Source organism: Pseudoalteromonas sp. SCSIO 43101, from assembly GCF_023650775.1.
Taxonomy (GTDB): Bacteria; Pseudomonadota; Gammaproteobacteria; order Enterobacterales; family Alteromonadaceae; genus Pseudoalteromonas; species Pseudoalteromonas apostichopi.
The window spans coordinates 2822243-2838058 of the sequence record NZ_CP072673.1 but is presented as its reverse complement, the minus strand read 5'-3'; the positions used below and the strand labels follow the sequence as shown (position 1 = coordinate 2838058).

Genomic DNA, 15816 nt, shown 5'->3' with positions numbered 1-15816 from the left:
AATGGAGACGACAACAATGTCAGAAAGTATCTATCCAGTACCAGCGCATATCAAGAATGCAGCACTAGTTGATAACGATAAATATAATACACTGTACAAGCAATCTATTGATGACCCTGAAGGATTTTGGCGAGAGCACGGTAAACGTCTTGATTGGTCAACTCCTTATAATAAAGTAAAGAACACCTCATTCGACAAAGGCCACATCAGCATTCGCTGGTATGAAGACGGCCAACTTAACGCATCTTATAACTGTATTGACCGCCACCTTGCCACTAAAGCCGATAAAACAGCCCTCATTTGGGAAGGCGACAACCCTGAACACAACGAAAATATTAGCTACCAACAGCTTCATGACGAAGTAGCTAAACTAGCCAATGGCCTTAAAAAATTAGGCGTATCAAAAGGTGACCGTGTCGCTATTTACATGCCAATGACACCACAGGCTATTTACGCTATGCAAGCTTGTGCACGTATTGGTGCGATTCACTCTGTGGTATTTGGTGGTTTCTCTCCATCAGCGATTGCTGACCGAATTAATGATTCAGGCGCTAAAGTGGTAATTACTTCAGACGAAGGTCGTCGTGCTGGCAATTGCGTACCACTTAAGGCAAATGTTGATGAAGCGGTATCACAAGATTCAGTTACCACGGTTGAGCACGTTATTGTGCATCAGTTAACCGGTGGTGAAGTTGAGTGGAATAGCCATGATATTTGGTGGCATGAACTTGTCGCTGACTTACCTGCTGAGTGTGAACCAGAGCCAATGAATGCAGAAGATCCGCTTTTCATTCTTTATACCTCAGGCTCAACGGGTCAACCAAAAGGTGTAGTTCATACAACCGGGGGTTATCTCGTTTATGCATCGATGACACATGAATACGTGTTTGATCTAAAAGAAGATGATATTTTCTGGTGTAGTGCTGATGTGGGCTGGATCACAGGTCACAGCTACATTGCTTATGGCCCATTAGTGAATGGCTGCACGCAAGTGGTATTTGAAGGTGTACCAACCTACCCAACAGCGGGCCGTATGGGTGAAGTGATTGATAAGCACAACGTGACTATCCTATATACAGCACCAACGGCTATTCGTGCTCTAATGGCAAAAGGTGATGAACCAACAGCTACCTCAACACGCAAAAGCTTGCGCGTAATGGGGTCAGTGGGTGAGCCAATTAACCCAGAAGCTTGGGCGTGGTATTACGAGCATATTGGTAACGAAAATTGCCCAATCGTAGATACTTGGTGGCAAACAGAGACTGGTGGCATCATGATCACACCATTACCAGGTGCGACAGATATGAAACCAGGCTCAGCAACACGTCCGTTCTTTGGTATTGCCCCTGCACTATTTGATGCTGAAGGGAATACACTAGAAGGCGCGGTTGATGGTAATCTTGTTATTTTAGACAGCTGGCCATCACAAGCACGTACAGTTTATGGCGACCATGAACGCTTTGAACAAACCTATTTCTCAGCATACCCAGGTGTGTACTTCACAGGTGACGGTTGTCGTCGTGATGAAGATGGCTACTACTGGATCACTGGCCGTGTAGATGACGTGCTTAACGTATCAGGTCACCGCCTAGGTACTGCAGAAATCGAAAGTGCACTTGTAGCTCACGAAGCGGTGGCAGAAGCTGCTGTAGTCGGTTACCCGCATGATATTAAAGGTCAGGGCATCTATGTTTACATCACACCAAATGAAGGTGTTGTAGTGAGCGATGAACTAACGAAAGAGGTACGTAACTGGGTTCGTAAAGAATTAAGCCCAATCGCTTCACCAGATATGATCCAATGGTCTCCTGGTCTACCAAAAACACGTTCTGGTAAGATCATGCGTCGAATTTTACGTAAAATTGCGGCAAACGAGCACCAACAGCTTGGTGATACGTCTACACTAGCCGATCCAAGTGTTGTTGATGAGCTAATCGAAAACCGATTAAATCGTTAAAATCGCGTTAAAAACTTGATTAGAAGTTGATTCTAAACGTAGTATATCGGCTGTCACTTAGAAATAGGTGTCAGCCGAATTTATTAGGAGTGAACCATGAGTCAGTTTTTAATAGCGGACGATCATCCGTTATTTCGTGAAGCGCTGAAAGGGGCATTGAGTGCTAAGTTCGCTGATTTAGAAGTGTTTGAATCAGAAAACTTTGAGACCACTTTGCAGGTGCTAAGCGAACAAGAAGATCTTGATATCTTACTACTAGACCTTCACATGCCAGGCAATGGCGATTTATACGGCCTTATTCGCATTCGCGAAGACTATCCAAGCTTACCAATAGCTGTTGTTTCTGGCAGCGAAGACATCAATGTAGTTTCTAAAGTAATGGGGTATGGTGCGATGGGATTTATTCCTAAGTCATCTTCATCAGATGATATTGCATTGGCAATCAACCACATTCTTGAAGGCGATGTTTGGCTTCCACTTGAACTTAAAGACAAAGTGGCTGCTGTTGATGGCGAAGACAAAGAAATTGCAGCGCAAGTGGCCTCACTTACGCCACAACAATATAAGGTTTTACAATACTTACATGAAGGCTTGTTAAACAAACAAATTGCTTACGAATTACATATTTCTGAAGCAACAGTTAAAGCACACATTACAGCAATTTTTAGAAAGCTAGGTGTGTATAATCGTACTCAAGCGGTATTAATTGCTTCTAAATTACAATTAGAGCCTATTGAGTCGGCATAAAAATTACTGATAACAAAAATAATAAAGAGGCCATACAGCCTCTTCATTTTATAGCTTAAGCGAACACCACTGTTCGATTACCATTAATAAACAGTTTATGCTCAGATGCTAGTTGCAGTGCTTTGCAGAACACCGTTTTCTCTACATCTTTACCCATTTTTGCCATCATCTCTGCGGTATCAGCATGACTGACATGCGTCACATCCTGTAAAATAATCGGTCCTTCATCAAGCTCGTTATTAACAAAGTGTGCGGTAGCACCGATAATTTTCACGCCGCGTTCAAATGCTTGATGGTAAGGCTTTGCACCAATAAAGGCGGGTAAAAATGAATGGTGGATATTAATAATTTTACCTTCAAAGCGCGCCACAAATTCGGGGCTTAAAATACGCATATATTTAGCTAGACCAATAATATCTGGCTGATAGCTGGCAATTAAATCACCTACTTGTTGATCATGCTCTGCACGGCTTAAACCTTCGTGCGACACCACATGAAATGGTACGCCAAAGCCTGCAGCTAGCGGAGCTAAATCTGCATAGTTGGCAATCACAGCCAGTACTTCGATATTTAATGCTTTTTCGAATTGCTTAAGTAATACACCGCCTAAACAATGGGCTTCTTTGGTGGCAAGCAATACTACTTTGGTTTTTTCGTTGCTATGCAGGGCAAGCTCTGCGCCATCAGGCAGTAGCTCAGCAAGGCTTGGTAAAAAATCATCTGAAATAACGCCGCTTAACTCTGTACGCATAAAAAAGCGTTTAGCGTCTTTATCTACAAATTCGTTATTACGTGTAATGTTTAAATTATGCTGATGACAAAGACCGGTGATCTTGGCAATTAGACCAACATCATCATCGCATTGTGTGGTTAAAATAGTGTTCATAGTCCTCATTCTAATCCCGTTTGTGTGAACACCATTATTTGCTAATTTTTTTAGCGCTGCATAGCGCAAATTGAACTATCTAATAATTTATCTTATTTGATTGCTTAGGCGCCTAAAATGTAACCATTATTTACTTTTTGTGTAAAAGTAGGCTTCTTTCATTATAAATGTGATTTTCTGTCCATAATTATGATTAATTAAGTGCTTTTCTACATCATTTTCTACACTTTTTAACCTTAACGTAAGTAACTGTAAGTGAAGGTAATCGTTTGTAAAATATAGAATTTTATTGCTTTAGTTGAGTCAAAGTAGATTATTACAAACAATAAGGAATAAACTCCATGAAAAGTACTCTGCTTAAAACAATTGTTGTCACAAGTTTGCTTTCGGTGCTGGCTGCCTGTTCTAGTGACGACAGCAGCAATAGCAACAGCGGCTATGTGCAACTGTACAATGGCTCTTATAATAGCCCCTATACACGTTTATTTGTTGATGACACTGAACGTTCGGGCGCAGATTTTGGTGATGTATCAACCCGCCATAATTACAGCTCGGGTGAGTATGAGCTAAGTTTTAAGTATGTTGATGTCAACGATAGCTATATCACTATTGATGAAGAAGCCATTAAAATTAAAGACGATCAAACCCAGTTGCTAGTAATGAATGGTGATTTTGCTGAGCCAACGTTTACTGAGCTCAGTGTGCCATCTTCAAGCGAAGAGGATGAGTTTAATGTTGGCTTTTTTAATATCGTCGGCGAAGACAAGATTTACGATGTTTACATTGCCACTGATGACGGTTTATTTGATACCGCAGAGTTACTGATGACTTCGCAGTACCTGGTAGAGCCAGAACTATCTACGCTTGAGGAAGGTTATTACACTATTTATGTCACTGCCAGTGGTAGCACTGATGTGATTTTTGAATCACCAAAATTGTACTTTAATGATGAAGCAACTTACATGGCGATGATCCGCCCAAGTTATGCAACAGAAGAAGACGGCATTACCCTTGATGTAGTGACGGCAAGTAGCTCGGTGACTCAACTAAACCACCAAGACGCACAAGGCCAGTTGCGATTTATTAATACTATTGATGATTACACACAAACCCAATTTAAAGTAACAAGAGGAACAACGTCTACCAATACCGAAGTTGTAAGCAACGATAATTACTCTGAATACATGAGTATGTCACCAAATAGTTATAGCGTAGCCATGTTAGATGAGGCTGGCGACAAGATTGTTGATAACTTCTTAATGACATTAGAGCGTGAGCAAAGTGCGGTTGGTCTATTCTACAATGACAAAGATTACGGCCCTCGTATGATGACCATTGAAGAAAACCTAACACCTAGCAGCTATAGCCACACAGTTACTGTGGTTAATTTAATTGATAACTATGTAGGGCAACAGATTGATGAAGTCGATGTGTATTTCACTCTCAATGGTGAAACCGTTGATGATACTAGTAATGTCGTTGAAGGTTTAGATCAATACGACCAAAAAGAGCAGGTGGTTGATAACGAAGTTTATACAACCTATGTGGTGTTTGAAGATAACGGCCAACAGATTGTGCTATTACAACAGAGCGATATGGATTTTACTGAAGAAGGTAACTATATCTTGGTGATTGAACACGATGAAACTACTTATTCAGGTTATAAAATGACCTTAGAGCGTACGGTGACTGAACAGTCTTAACCGGCTTGAACGCAATATCGTTGTTTCTTTACTCTTGCTAAGTGTTTATTATATAAACAATTAAGGTTTTTGCTTTTTTGTTTAAAGCGTACACATGGAGTGAGTATGGACGACGGTATTGCGTTACTAATATTACTAGCATTAGTTGTTGTAGGTGGCTCAATTGCTGGCATTATTGCCTTTTTTCAACTGTCTAGTTTGAAGCGAGAAGTGGCTGCTCTTCGAATAAAACTTAACGCGCCATATATTCATAATTCACAAGCAAATACTGTAAATTCGTTTGATAGTTTAAACGAAGATCTGACCGACACTTCAAAACTAGAACCAAAGCCTGAAGCCATTAATAAGCCAAGTGAGGCAATGGCTAAAAAGCCACAGCAAACGAAACCCAAGCCTGCAACTTTTAATCCGCTAGTTAGCCAACTCGTTACACAAATTAAAGCCAATTGGCTAACTTGGGTAGGAGCGGTTGCTCTTGCCTTTGGTGGTATCTTTTTGGCCCGCTATTCACTTGAAGCCGGTTTATTATCCGAAACCATGCGACTCATACTTGGCGCTATTTTTGGTTTGAGCTTAATTGTCGCGGCTGAGGTTTTACATCGTAAAGGTATTATCTTTGATGGGTTTAGCAACTATATTCCCGCGGCGCTGGCAAGTGGCGGCTTTATTAGTTGTTTTGCATTGACCTTACTAGCCTACAGCCATTATGGCTTACTACAAGCCTTACCAGCATTTAGCATTTTAACCTTGGTCTCTTTGGCTGCAAGCTGGATGGCATTACGTTTTGGCCCCGTGCTGGCTGTAATTGGTATTATTGGCGCTTACAGTGTGCCTGTATGGGTAGATACTGGGAGTAATGACTTTGTTGCACTCCTTACTTATGTTGCTTTTGTCAGTGTATCAGCTTCGCTAGTCGCACATTACGTAAAACGGCATTGGTTGTGGTATCTGTTATGGGCGGGGCATTTAGGCTGGTATTGCTTGGTTGCAATGAGTGCAGCGAAAAACCTGCACTGGTTTATTAATCTTTATGCGCTGTTTAGCATTGTATTGTTAATTGCGATTCCACGCTTAGGGCTGACTATTAAACAAGTTGAATACCGCCCACACCGCTTTAAAACGCTACTGAAACAACTGCCCGATAACCTTCTGTTATTAGCTGTTGTCATGCCACTTTATCTTTTACTCATAAGCAGTAACCAGCTACTAACCTGGCAGCTTAGTATGTTGTCGTTAGTGGCTTTACTGTTGTTTTTGGTATTAAAAAACAGTGTATGGGATCACTGGCTGATAATAGCTGTAGTGAGTGTGGTGTGCTTGCTTACAGGGCAATACAATGCAGTAGATTATTCTGAGCCGCTTTTTGTTTTTAGAAAAAATTATGGAGCAGGGCTATTTTTTATTGCTTTGTTTGCTGGTTATGGGTTTTTGTTTGGTCGAAAATACCCTAAACGCTTAGGTTTTGCTTTACTCGCTTCACTTTCAGGCTTTGTGATTATTAGTTGCTTATATGTCATTACTCCCGATCATGCCTTGATGACGGCGTATCCGGTTTGGTGCTTTGTATTATTGGCACTATCTGCTTGGCTATTTAAGTTATCAATCAATAGTACAAATCCAATGCAGGTATTTAGTTACTGGCTTGGTGGTAATGCCAACATTAGTTTAGCGTTAACCATGCTATTAGAGGGTAGCAGCTTAACCTTAGCGCTTGCTGCGCAAGTGTTGTTAGTCAGTTTTTATGTCAATAAACATAAACTCAGTATTCCTACTTGGCCCCTTAAAGGCTTAGTTGGCGCTTTACTTGTTAGGTTAAGCTTTGCTCCTTGGTCAGCTGACTACAGTGATGCGCTGTTGCTCGGGATGCATTGGAGTTTAGTTGTGTACCCTGTATGTGCAGGCTTATTTTACATGGCAGCAAGGCACTGGCAGCAGCAAACTGTTCGCGTTTGGCTAGAAGGTGCCATGCTTCATTGTATCGCTTTATTTATTACCACAGAGACGAGCTATCAGTTGGTAGGGCACTATCCTGACTTTGCGGATTTGTCTGTGTATGAATATATTTTGCTGACTTGTAACTGGGGAATATTGGGATGTGTCTACCTAATGCGTTCACGATTTACTGAGCAATTAGGTAAACTTTATGAAGTTGCAGGTTTTGCTTTATTAACATTGAGTGGCTTGCTCGTACTGAAAAGCTTTACCGCTGTAAATCCGTTTTTTGAGCCGATAAATATAGGCAGTTGGCCGATTGTTAACTGGTTACTCTTACTCTGGTTAGTTCCTGCTAGTATTGCAATTTGGGCAAGCCAACTGACAAAATCTCAGCGCTATTTGCATAAGCTGTTTACAGTATTTTCAGGTGTGTTGAGTGTGTTATACATCAATGCGGAAATTCGCCACAACTGGCAAGGAGAATTTATAAATCTTGCTTTGCCGACCTCAGATGCAGAGCTTTACAGTTATTCTTTAGCTTGGCTTATCATCGGTGCTTTGGTAGTCGTGGTAGGGCAGTTAAAAACCATTACGGTATTACAAAAGTTCGGCCTAGGGATATTGGCGCTGGTGGTATTAAAAGTGTTCTTGGTTGATATGGCAAACTTAACCGGGTTACTGCGTGCTATTTCGTTTATCGGTTTAGGCTTATCGCTAGTTGCACTTAGTTGGTTGTTCCAAAAATTTAAGGCAAAGCCCTCAGCTTTGCCTTAAATCGATGTTGTTAAAAACTTTGGTTAAGCACTGTGGTTAAGCAGTGCCTTTAGTTTAGCGGGCTTAACAGGCTTACTAAGGTAATGAATTTGCTCTTTTTTGGTTTGCTGCTTTAGCGCTTCATCACGTACTGCTGTGATTAAAATTGCCGGTACTGGGCTTTGCCAGATTTCTCTTAGAGTTTTAATAAGCGTAATACCATCGCAATCATGGGCAAGCTGATAATCCATTAAAATCACATCTGGCGCACGGTGCTCTTTGGCATAGGCCATCACGGTCTCAACTTGATCAAATAGTTGATAATTTGCCTGCCATTTTTGTAATAGGCTTGCCATAGCATTAAGGTTTTCCGGGTCATCATCAACCGCAATAATGTTCATTGCGCTGCGATTCTCAACACCTTTCTTAGGAGTATCTTTTTGTTGGATAAATTGGCTTTCACCATAAGGCACTTCAATACTAAAGCGGCTACCTTTTCCTGGTGTTGAGCTTACATCTAAACGTAAAGAGAGTAAGTCAGCCATTCGTTTTACTACCCCTAAGCCAAGACCAACTCCTTTGTTATCACCGGCTTCAATACGATAAAAGTCATTGAAGATTTTTGCTTGCTCTACCTCACTAATACCAGGACCTGTATCCCATACTTCAATGCGTAAATGATGTTTACGTTTGCGACAAGCAATTAAAACTCGACCACTCTCGGTGTATTTAACTGCATTTGAAACCAAGTTTTGAATAATTCGGCGTAGGTAAGTGATATCACTGTGAACGATAATCCCCTGTGAACGTATTGTCAGTTTTAAACCTTTTTCGCTCGACATAATAGCGTATTCATTTTTCAGCGGGGCAAGTATGTCATCAATACTAAAGTGACGCGGGGTAGGGGTCATTGCCCCTTGCTCTAGCTTAGCGATTTCTAAAAGTGCCGACATTAAATGCACCGTCGAATCTAAACTAGCACCCAGCTTTTCAAAGTTGTTTAGGTTGTTACTCGAAAGGGTTTTATCATCTATAGCGGCAAGGTACAGGCGCGCCGCATTCAGCGGTTGTAAAATATCGTGGCTAGCTAAGGCCAGAAAGCGCGTTTTACTATCATTGGCTTGCTCTGCCTCTTTTTTAGCTAAAGTAAGTGCTTGCTCAGTTTGTACCCGGCTATCGATTTGTGCTTGTAAATCTTTATTGATAGTACGAATTTCTTGAGTACGCGCTTCAATGCGGTTTTCAAGATCCATGTTTACTTCTTCAAGTGCATTTTGTGTTTCGATATGCGTGGTGATATCAGAGAAACTTGTTACAAAGCCGCCATCTGGCAGTGGGTTACCTATCATTTCGAACACTTGGCCATTGCGGCGATGGCGAATAAAGTGATGGGGCGTGCCATTTTTAAGGTGCTGTACACGTTTTTCTACATGACGCTCAACTTCACCTGGGCCACATTCGCCGCGCTCGGCATTGTATCTGAGCACGTCTTCAATAGGTTGGCCGACTTCGAGAAAGTCATCTGGGTAGGCAAACATCTCTGCGTAGCGTTTATTCCATGCCACCAAATTCAGTTCTTTATCAACAACCGAAATACCATGACTGAGGTTTTCAAGAGAGGTAAATAGTAAGTTTTGGTTAAATTGCAGAGCTTGCGTGGTTTCATCAAAAAAGTTAACGACTTCTTCAAAGGCCATGCGTTTACCAGAAGCAACCGTGTGGATCAGCGCTTGTGCTGAAGATGCACCAAGCACACCGGTTAAGGCACGTTCACAATAAGCGATAAACTCAGGCTCTGGGTGTGCGTTGTTATCATCTAAGTTATTGGATAACGCAAAGTGAGCCAATACTTGTTGTGAGCGCTGCACACCTAAGAAGGTTTGTAGCAGCACTTTAAAGTCATAAACAGTGGCTTTAACGTTTTTATTTAAGCGTCTTGCGAATACTGCTTGCTCTTTAGGATTAACAAAAGCAGCTGCTTGAATTTTATCAATTAAACGTTCATCCGCTCCGAGCGAAAAACTAATGTAACAACCTATATTTGCAAATAAAGCGATTAGGGTGCCACGAGTAATAAGTGTTTGTTGCAGCTCTGCGTTTAGGCTATTACCCGCATCTAAAATAGGCAGCATTAAGAACAAGACCCAACAAATGAAGCCTGCTAATAATCCGGCATAAACTCCATAAGCATGACCTTTTCGCCAATATAAGCCACCAACAATGGCTGGGAGTAATTGTGATACCAAAGAAAAGGCGACTAAACCCATACTAGCGAGTGCTTTACCATGGCCAAACCATTGCTGGTAGAAATACGACAAAATCAAAATACCAGCAATTGTGAAGCGTCTTACTAAGAGAATTTGTGACTTATAGCTGCTGGTGATGAGGTTACGTTTAAACTTACGACGCAGCATTAACGGCAGCACCACATCATTTGAGATCATGGTGCTGAGTGTGAGTGTGGCTACTACAATCATCGCCGTCGCCGCTGATAGACCACCAATAAATACAAAGGTCGTTAAAAAGGCGTTCTCGTGCATTAGCGGCAGTGCTAACACAAAGCTATCAGGTGAAAAACCACTGCCAATGCCTGGGTGTATAGCTGCAGTGGCAATAGGAAAAATCATTGCTGCTGTAAGCAACAAATAAAGTGGGAATGCCCAGCGGGCAGTATAAAGGTGGCGTTTATCTTGGTTATCGACCACCGTAACGTGGAATTGCCTTGGTAAACAGATAATCGCTGCTGCCGCCATTAGTGATTGGCCAATAAAGTTAAAACTAAAAAAGTCGAAGTTCTGCCAGTGCTGCCAAATAGAGCCCGTTAGCTGCTCGGTTTGCACCGTACTTAAATTAAATAATGTGTATAAGGCAAGCCCAGCAACGGCCACTAAAGCCAGCAGTTTAATCATAGATTCAAAGGCAACAGCAAGCATCAGCCCTGAGCGATATTCGGTTACATCCACCTTACGAGTACCAAAGAATATCGCAAACATTGCCATGATGAGTGTTGCTGAAAGTGCCAGCATAGAGCCGGAGATACGATTGTCGTTTTGTAACAGCAAGAAGCTGCTGCTAAGTGCTTTTAATTGGAGTGCGATATACGGAATCGTCGCTAATAAAGCGATAATCGTCACCATAATGGCGGTGGTTTGCCGCTTACCATAGCGAGCTGAAATAAAGTCGGCGATGGTGGTGATATTTTGCTTTTTACTTACTAGTACTAATTTGCGTAAAAATCCTTGGCCGAAGAAAAATAACAGCGCAGGGCCAATTAATATAGGTAAGTAATTCCAACTGCTGGTGGCTGCTGTTCCGACCGAACCGTAATAAGTCCAAGATGTACAGTAAATTCCTAATGAAAAAGAATAAACAAATGGGTGGTGACTAATTCTTTTTGCAAGAGGAGTGGTTTTGTCTCCCCAATTTGCCAACCAAAACAACACGCCAATATAGGCGAGTGCAACAAATAAAAGCGCAGCTGTCATGTTTAAATTCAGTAATTATTGTAATAACACTACCTTACCAGAATTATGAGCGATTTCGATGGCAAGATTTTTTGCAATAATTATTAATAAAATACAAGTTATTGATATTTAATAAATAGTGTTGTTTTTTGTGTTGTTATTAGACTAATGTCGCAGATCATTCGTTTTTACTATTTTCGCTATTTCGTAAATTTATCTTTGTAGGTTAAGTCGTTGTTAAATATTGTTTTTTACTGTTTGTTAACAAATGGCGTTCTGCAGTTTACGTAAACGTAAATTAGCTGTTACGACTATGGTCTCAATTCCATAAATCAGAACCCTTGCTAACTTAGTTAATGACAACTAATACCACTCATTACTTTTTTGTAATGCATAAGGGGATAAAAAATGGCTTTTAAAGATGAAGAACAAGCAAAAGCTTATTGGGCGGAAAACCTCGCACTGCTATTTAAATTATTAGCAATTTGGTTTGTCGTGTCATTTGGCTTCGGCATTTTACTGGTAGACGTACTTAACGAGGTACGTTTCTTTGGGTTTAAACTCGGCTTCTGGTTCTCCCAGCAAGGCGCTATTTACACCTTTGTTGCTTTGATTTTTGTTTACGTTTTCAAAATGAATACGTTAGATAAAAAATACGGCGTAGACGAATAGGAGCTAAGCAATGGATGTTCAAACACTCACGTTTATTATCGTCGGTTTAAGCTTCGCGCTTTATATCGGCATCGCAATCTGGGCTCGTGCTGGGTCAACAAATGAATTCTATGTTGCAGGGGGTGGTGTACCGCCGCTGGCAAATGGTATGGCAACCGCTGCTGACTGGATGAGTGCGGCATCGTTTATCTCAATGGCGGGTATTATCTCGTTTGCGGGTTATGACGGTGGTGTATATCTAATGGGTTGGACAGGTGGTTATGTACTACTTGCACTTTGTTTAGCTCCTTACCTACGTAAGTTTGGTAAGTTCACGGTACCAGATTTCATTGGTGACCGTTACTACTCACAAGCTGCACGTGTTGTTGCAATTTTATGTGCCATCTTTATTTGTTTCACATACATCGCAGGTCAAATGCGTGGTGTAGGTGTGGTTTTCTCTCGCTTCTTAGAAGTAGATATTGAGACCGGTGTTTACATTGGTATGGTGATTGTATTCTTCTACGCTGTATTAGGCGGTATGAAGGGAATTACTTACACGCAAGTAGCTCAGTACTGTGTATTAGTATTTGCTTATCTTGTTCCAGCAATCTTCATTTCAATGATGATGACAGGTCACTTCTTCCCACAAACAGGTTTTGGTGCAACGCTTAGCGATGGCTCAGGACAGTTTGTACTCGATAAACTAGATGGACTCAGCACTGAGCTTGGCTTTGCGCAATACACTGAAGGCTCGAAGAGCATGATTGATGTATTCGCAATCACTGGCGCGTTAATGGTTGGTACTGCAGGTTTACCGCATGTAATCGTTCGTTTCTTCACTGTTCCTCGTGTTAAAGACACGCGTATCTCAGCTGCTTGGACACTTGTTTTCATTGCAATTGTTTATACAACAGCACCTGCTGTAGCGTCATTCGCTCGTGTAAACATGATTGATACAATTAACGGTAAAGACGGTAGCGGTACAGAGTACGCTGAAGCACCAGCATGGGTTAAAAATTGGGAAAGAACAGGCTTAATCACCTTTAACGATAAAAATGGTGACGGCAAAATGTTCTACTCAGCAGGTAAGATTGATGATCCAAACAGCGCAAACGAAGTTAAAGTTGACCGCGACATCATGGTACTTGCAAACCCTGAGATTGCAGACTTACCAGCATGGGTGATTGCATTAGTAGCAGCAGGTGGTATCGCAGCAGCGCTATCAACAACCGCAGGCTTACTATTGGTAATCTCGACCTCGGTATCACACGATTTATTAAAACGTACCTTAAAACCAGATATTAGCGACAAACAAGAGCTACTTGCTGCGCGCTTAGCAGCGATGATAGCGATTGTTATTTCAGCTTACTTTGGTATTAACCCGCCAGGGTTCGTGGCCTCGGTTGTTGCCTTTGCCTTCGGCTTAGCAGCGGCGAGCTTCTTCCCTGCAATCATTATGGGTATCTTCTCTAAGAAGATGAATAAAGAAGGTGCGATTGCGGGTATGGTGACAGGTATTACATTCACAGCGGCTTATATTATCTACTTCAAGTTCGTAAGCCCTGAATTGAATGCACCGGCACACTGGTTATTTGGTATCTCACCTGAGGGTATCGGTCTAGTTGGTATGATTGTTAACTTTGTAGTTGCAGGTATCGTACTTAAACTAACAGCTGAAACACCGGTTGAAATCCAAGAAATGGTTGAAGGTATCCGTAACCCTAAAGGTTCGAGCGCAGCACACGCGCACTAATAAAACCATTTTATGAGAACACACTCTTGAAGTTCAAAAGCCCGACTTAAGTCGGGCTTTTTATTTATTTCAAACAGGGGTAGTGTAGATATTGTCTCTATTCTATAGCGAGAATGACCATGAATACCGAGCAACAGGAAGTCGCCCAATTTGTGATGCAACAAACGCCATTTAATCAGCTTGATAGCGCTGCATGCGAGTACTTTGTTAACCATCTCGATATTATTTATCTGACCCGAGAAAATCAAAACCAGTGGTTAAGTTCAGATAACTTAAGATTATTTTTAATTCGTTCTGGCGATTACGATTTAGTTGACCCAAAAGGAGATGTGATCACTAAGTTATCGAGTGGCGATTACTTTGGTTTTCCTTCACTGTTAACTGGCGAAGCGATTCAAAATAGCATTTCAGTGCAAAAGGAAGGCATTGTTTACATGTTAAACCAAGCGGCATTTGATTATTTACGCCGTGAGTACAAGGTATTTGAGCAGTACTTTGTTCGCGCCCATAAAAATCGTTTATTGTCGTCCCATTATAAGAGTCAAAACGAAAGTTGGTCCGAGAAAAAAATCTGCGAATTGATGAATCGTAAGGCCGTTACCTTGGCGCCAGATGCAAGTATCCGTCAAACTGCTAAAAAAATGAAACAACAGGGGGTTTCGTCGATTATGTTAACTGAACATGATCGCCTCGTTGGGGTTGTCACCGACAGAGACTTACGTAACCGCGTATTGGCAGATGAGGTTGACCCACAAGAGCCTGTTAGCAGTATCATGACTTGTAAGCCCAAGTTTATTTTTGAAAATAATCGCGTGTTTTCTGCTTTACACTTAATGCTTAAACACAATATTCACCATCTACCAGTGCTTGATGAATATCACAAACCACTTGGTATGCTCACCAGTACCGATTTGCTGCGGCAGCAAAAAAGCGACCCAGTGCAATTGATTGGGCGAATTTATAAAGCACATAGCGTGGTTGATTTAAAACGTTATTCGCAAGAGATACCCGGTTTATTAAAAGGCTTTTCGAACAATATTGATGACATCTCCTTAATTGGTAAGTTATTAAGTGGCTTAACCGATGCGCTGACTTCGCGCTTGATTCGTTTGTTTCAAGAAGATAATGGTGCTGCACCAACCAGCTTTAGCTTTATCTGTTTTGGCTCTCAAGCACGAGAAGAGCAGACACTCCATTCAGACCAAGATAATGGTCTGTTGCTACCAGATGATTTAACTGAAGAGCAACAAGCGTACTTTAAACGCATGGGCGAATATGTTTGTGAGCATTTAATCGAGTGCGGTATAAAGCGTTGTCCTGGCAATATTATGGCGAGCAACTCTGAGTGTCGAATGGGAATAAGCGCGTGGAGCAATAAATTTTATAAGTGGATCACCTCACCGACTCCAGAGGCGATGCTTAATTGTAAGATATTTTTTGACTTACGTTTTATTGAAGGCTCAACTACTTTGTATGAGCGCTTTTGTGAGCAGTTAAAGCGCATTTCTAAAAATGACTTATTCTATGCGGCCATGGCGAGCGACATTAAAAATACCCCTGTGCCTATTGGTTTGTTTAATCAATTTAAATTAGAGAAAGACGAAAAGCAGCATAAGTATCTCGACTTAAAAAAACGCGGTGTGGTGATAATCAACGACATAGTACGTTTATATTCTCTCAAAGCAGGTATTCAGCGCGCTAATACCCAAGAGCGTATTGATGCATTAATGAAGTTTTCACTACTTAATAAAGATGACCTTTATAACTTAAAAGATTGTTGGCGCTTTTTAACTCAGTTGCGTTTAGGTACACAAATTAACGAAGAGGGGTTGCCTAGCAACTGCATTAACCCAAATGCTTTGAATTCATTGGAACGACATCAATTAAAAGAAGCATTTTATTTGGTTAAACAGGCGCAGCAAGCCGCCGCATTTAAGTTTGCTCGCGGTAGTTTATAGGAGGCG

The 15816-nt window shown here is 41.4% G+C and carries 9 protein-coding genes; 7 read left to right on the top strand and 2 right to left on the bottom strand.

Annotated elements, in window-relative coordinates; genetic code table 11:
* Positions 1–16 precede the first annotated feature (16 nt).
* Together acs and J8Z25_RS13160 are read left to right on the top strand one after the other, a co-directional pair.
* Positions 17–1957 carry an acetate--CoA ligase gene (gene acs, locus J8Z25_RS13165; RefSeq protein WP_130050709.1) on the top strand — a complete coding sequence of 647 codons (1941 nt, stop codon included), beginning with the start codon at positions 17–19 and terminating at the stop codon, positions 1955–1957.
* 96 nt (positions 1958–2053) lie between these two features.
* On the top strand, positions 2054–2704 hold the full coding sequence (locus J8Z25_RS13160) for a response regulator transcription factor (RefSeq protein ID WP_130050710.1): 651 nt from the start codon (positions 2054–2056) through the stop codon (positions 2702–2704).
* A gap of 55 nt (positions 2705–2759) precedes the next feature.
* Here the strand turns inward: J8Z25_RS13160 and purU are convergent, their stop codons facing one another.
* Positions 2760–3590, bottom strand: coding sequence for a formyltetrahydrofolate deformylase (gene purU / locus J8Z25_RS13155; protein WP_130050711.1), 831 nt, complete (start codon positions 3588–3590; stop codon positions 2760–2762).
* 341 nt (positions 3591–3931) lie between these two features.
* Here purU and J8Z25_RS13150 point away from each other — a divergent pair, with 341 nt between their 5' ends.
* The gene (locus J8Z25_RS13150) at positions 3932–5293 is read left to right on the top strand and encodes a hypothetical protein (protein ID WP_167658566.1); all 1362 of its coding nucleotides are present in this window, start codon (positions 3932–3934) and stop codon (positions 5291–5293) included.
* A gap of 105 nt (positions 5294–5398) precedes the next feature.
* Complete coding sequence (locus J8Z25_RS13145; RefSeq protein ID WP_250661175.1) at positions 5399–8002, top strand: DUF2339 domain-containing protein; 2604 nt, start codon at positions 5399–5401, stop codon at positions 8000–8002.
* 23 nt (positions 8003–8025) lie between these two features.
* Here the strand turns inward: J8Z25_RS13145 and J8Z25_RS13140 are convergent, their stop codons facing one another.
* Positions 8026–11466 carry a PAS domain-containing hybrid sensor histidine kinase/response regulator gene (locus J8Z25_RS13140; RefSeq protein ID WP_250661174.1) on the bottom strand — a complete coding sequence of 1147 codons (3441 nt, stop codon included), beginning with the start codon at positions 11464–11466 and terminating at the stop codon, positions 8026–8028.
* Positions 11467–11853: 387 nt separating this feature from the next.
* Here J8Z25_RS13140 and J8Z25_RS13135 point away from each other — a divergent pair, with 387 nt between their 5' ends.
* From J8Z25_RS13135 to J8Z25_RS13125, 3 genes are all read left to right on the top strand, one after another.
* The gene (locus J8Z25_RS13135) at positions 11854–12117 is read left to right on the top strand and encodes a DUF4212 domain-containing protein (RefSeq protein WP_130050715.1); all 264 of its coding nucleotides are present in this window, start codon (positions 11854–11856) and stop codon (positions 12115–12117) included.
* Positions 12118–12127: 10 nt separating this feature from the next.
* Positions 12128–13852 (top strand): sodium:solute symporter family protein, encoded by a 1725-nt coding sequence (locus tag J8Z25_RS13130; RefSeq protein ID WP_167658569.1) that lies wholly within the window; start codon positions 12128–12130, stop codon positions 13850–13852.
* Positions 13853–13971: 119 nt separating this feature from the next.
* Positions 13972–15810 carry a DUF294 nucleotidyltransferase-like domain-containing protein gene (locus J8Z25_RS13125; protein WP_167658570.1) on the top strand — a complete coding sequence of 613 codons (1839 nt, stop codon included), beginning with the start codon at positions 13972–13974 and terminating at the stop codon, positions 15808–15810.
* Positions 15811–15816: the final 6 nt, after the last annotated feature.

Excerpts from the sequence above, each read along its gene's own strand:
- acs (WP_130050709.1), top strand. The coding sequence starts at position 17 with ATGTCAGAAAGTATCTATCCAGTACCAGCGCATATCAAGAATGCAGCA.
- J8Z25_RS13160 (WP_130050710.1), top strand. The coding sequence starts at position 2,054 with ATGAGTCAGTTTTTAATAGCGGACGATCATCCGTTATTTCGTGAAGCG.
- purU (WP_130050711.1), bottom strand. The coding sequence starts at position 3,590 with ATGAACACTATTTTAACCACACAATGCGATGATGATGTTGGTCTAATT.
- J8Z25_RS13150 (WP_167658566.1), top strand. The coding sequence starts at position 3,932 with ATGAAAAGTACTCTGCTTAAAACAATTGTTGTCACAAGTTTGCTTTCG.
- J8Z25_RS13145 (WP_250661175.1), top strand. The coding sequence starts at position 5,399 with ATGGACGACGGTATTGCGTTACTAATATTACTAGCATTAGTTGTTGTA.
- J8Z25_RS13140 (WP_250661174.1), bottom strand. The coding sequence starts at position 11,466 with ATGACAGCTGCGCTTTTATTTGTTGCACTCGCCTATATTGGCGTGTTG.
- J8Z25_RS13135 (WP_130050715.1), top strand. The coding sequence starts at position 11,854 with ATGGCTTTTAAAGATGAAGAACAAGCAAAAGCTTATTGGGCGGAAAAC.
- J8Z25_RS13130 (WP_167658569.1), top strand. The coding sequence starts at position 12,128 with ATGGATGTTCAAACACTCACGTTTATTATCGTCGGTTTAAGCTTCGCG.
- J8Z25_RS13125 (WP_167658570.1), top strand. The coding sequence starts at position 13,972 with ATGAATACCGAGCAACAGGAAGTCGCCCAATTTGTGATGCAACAAACG.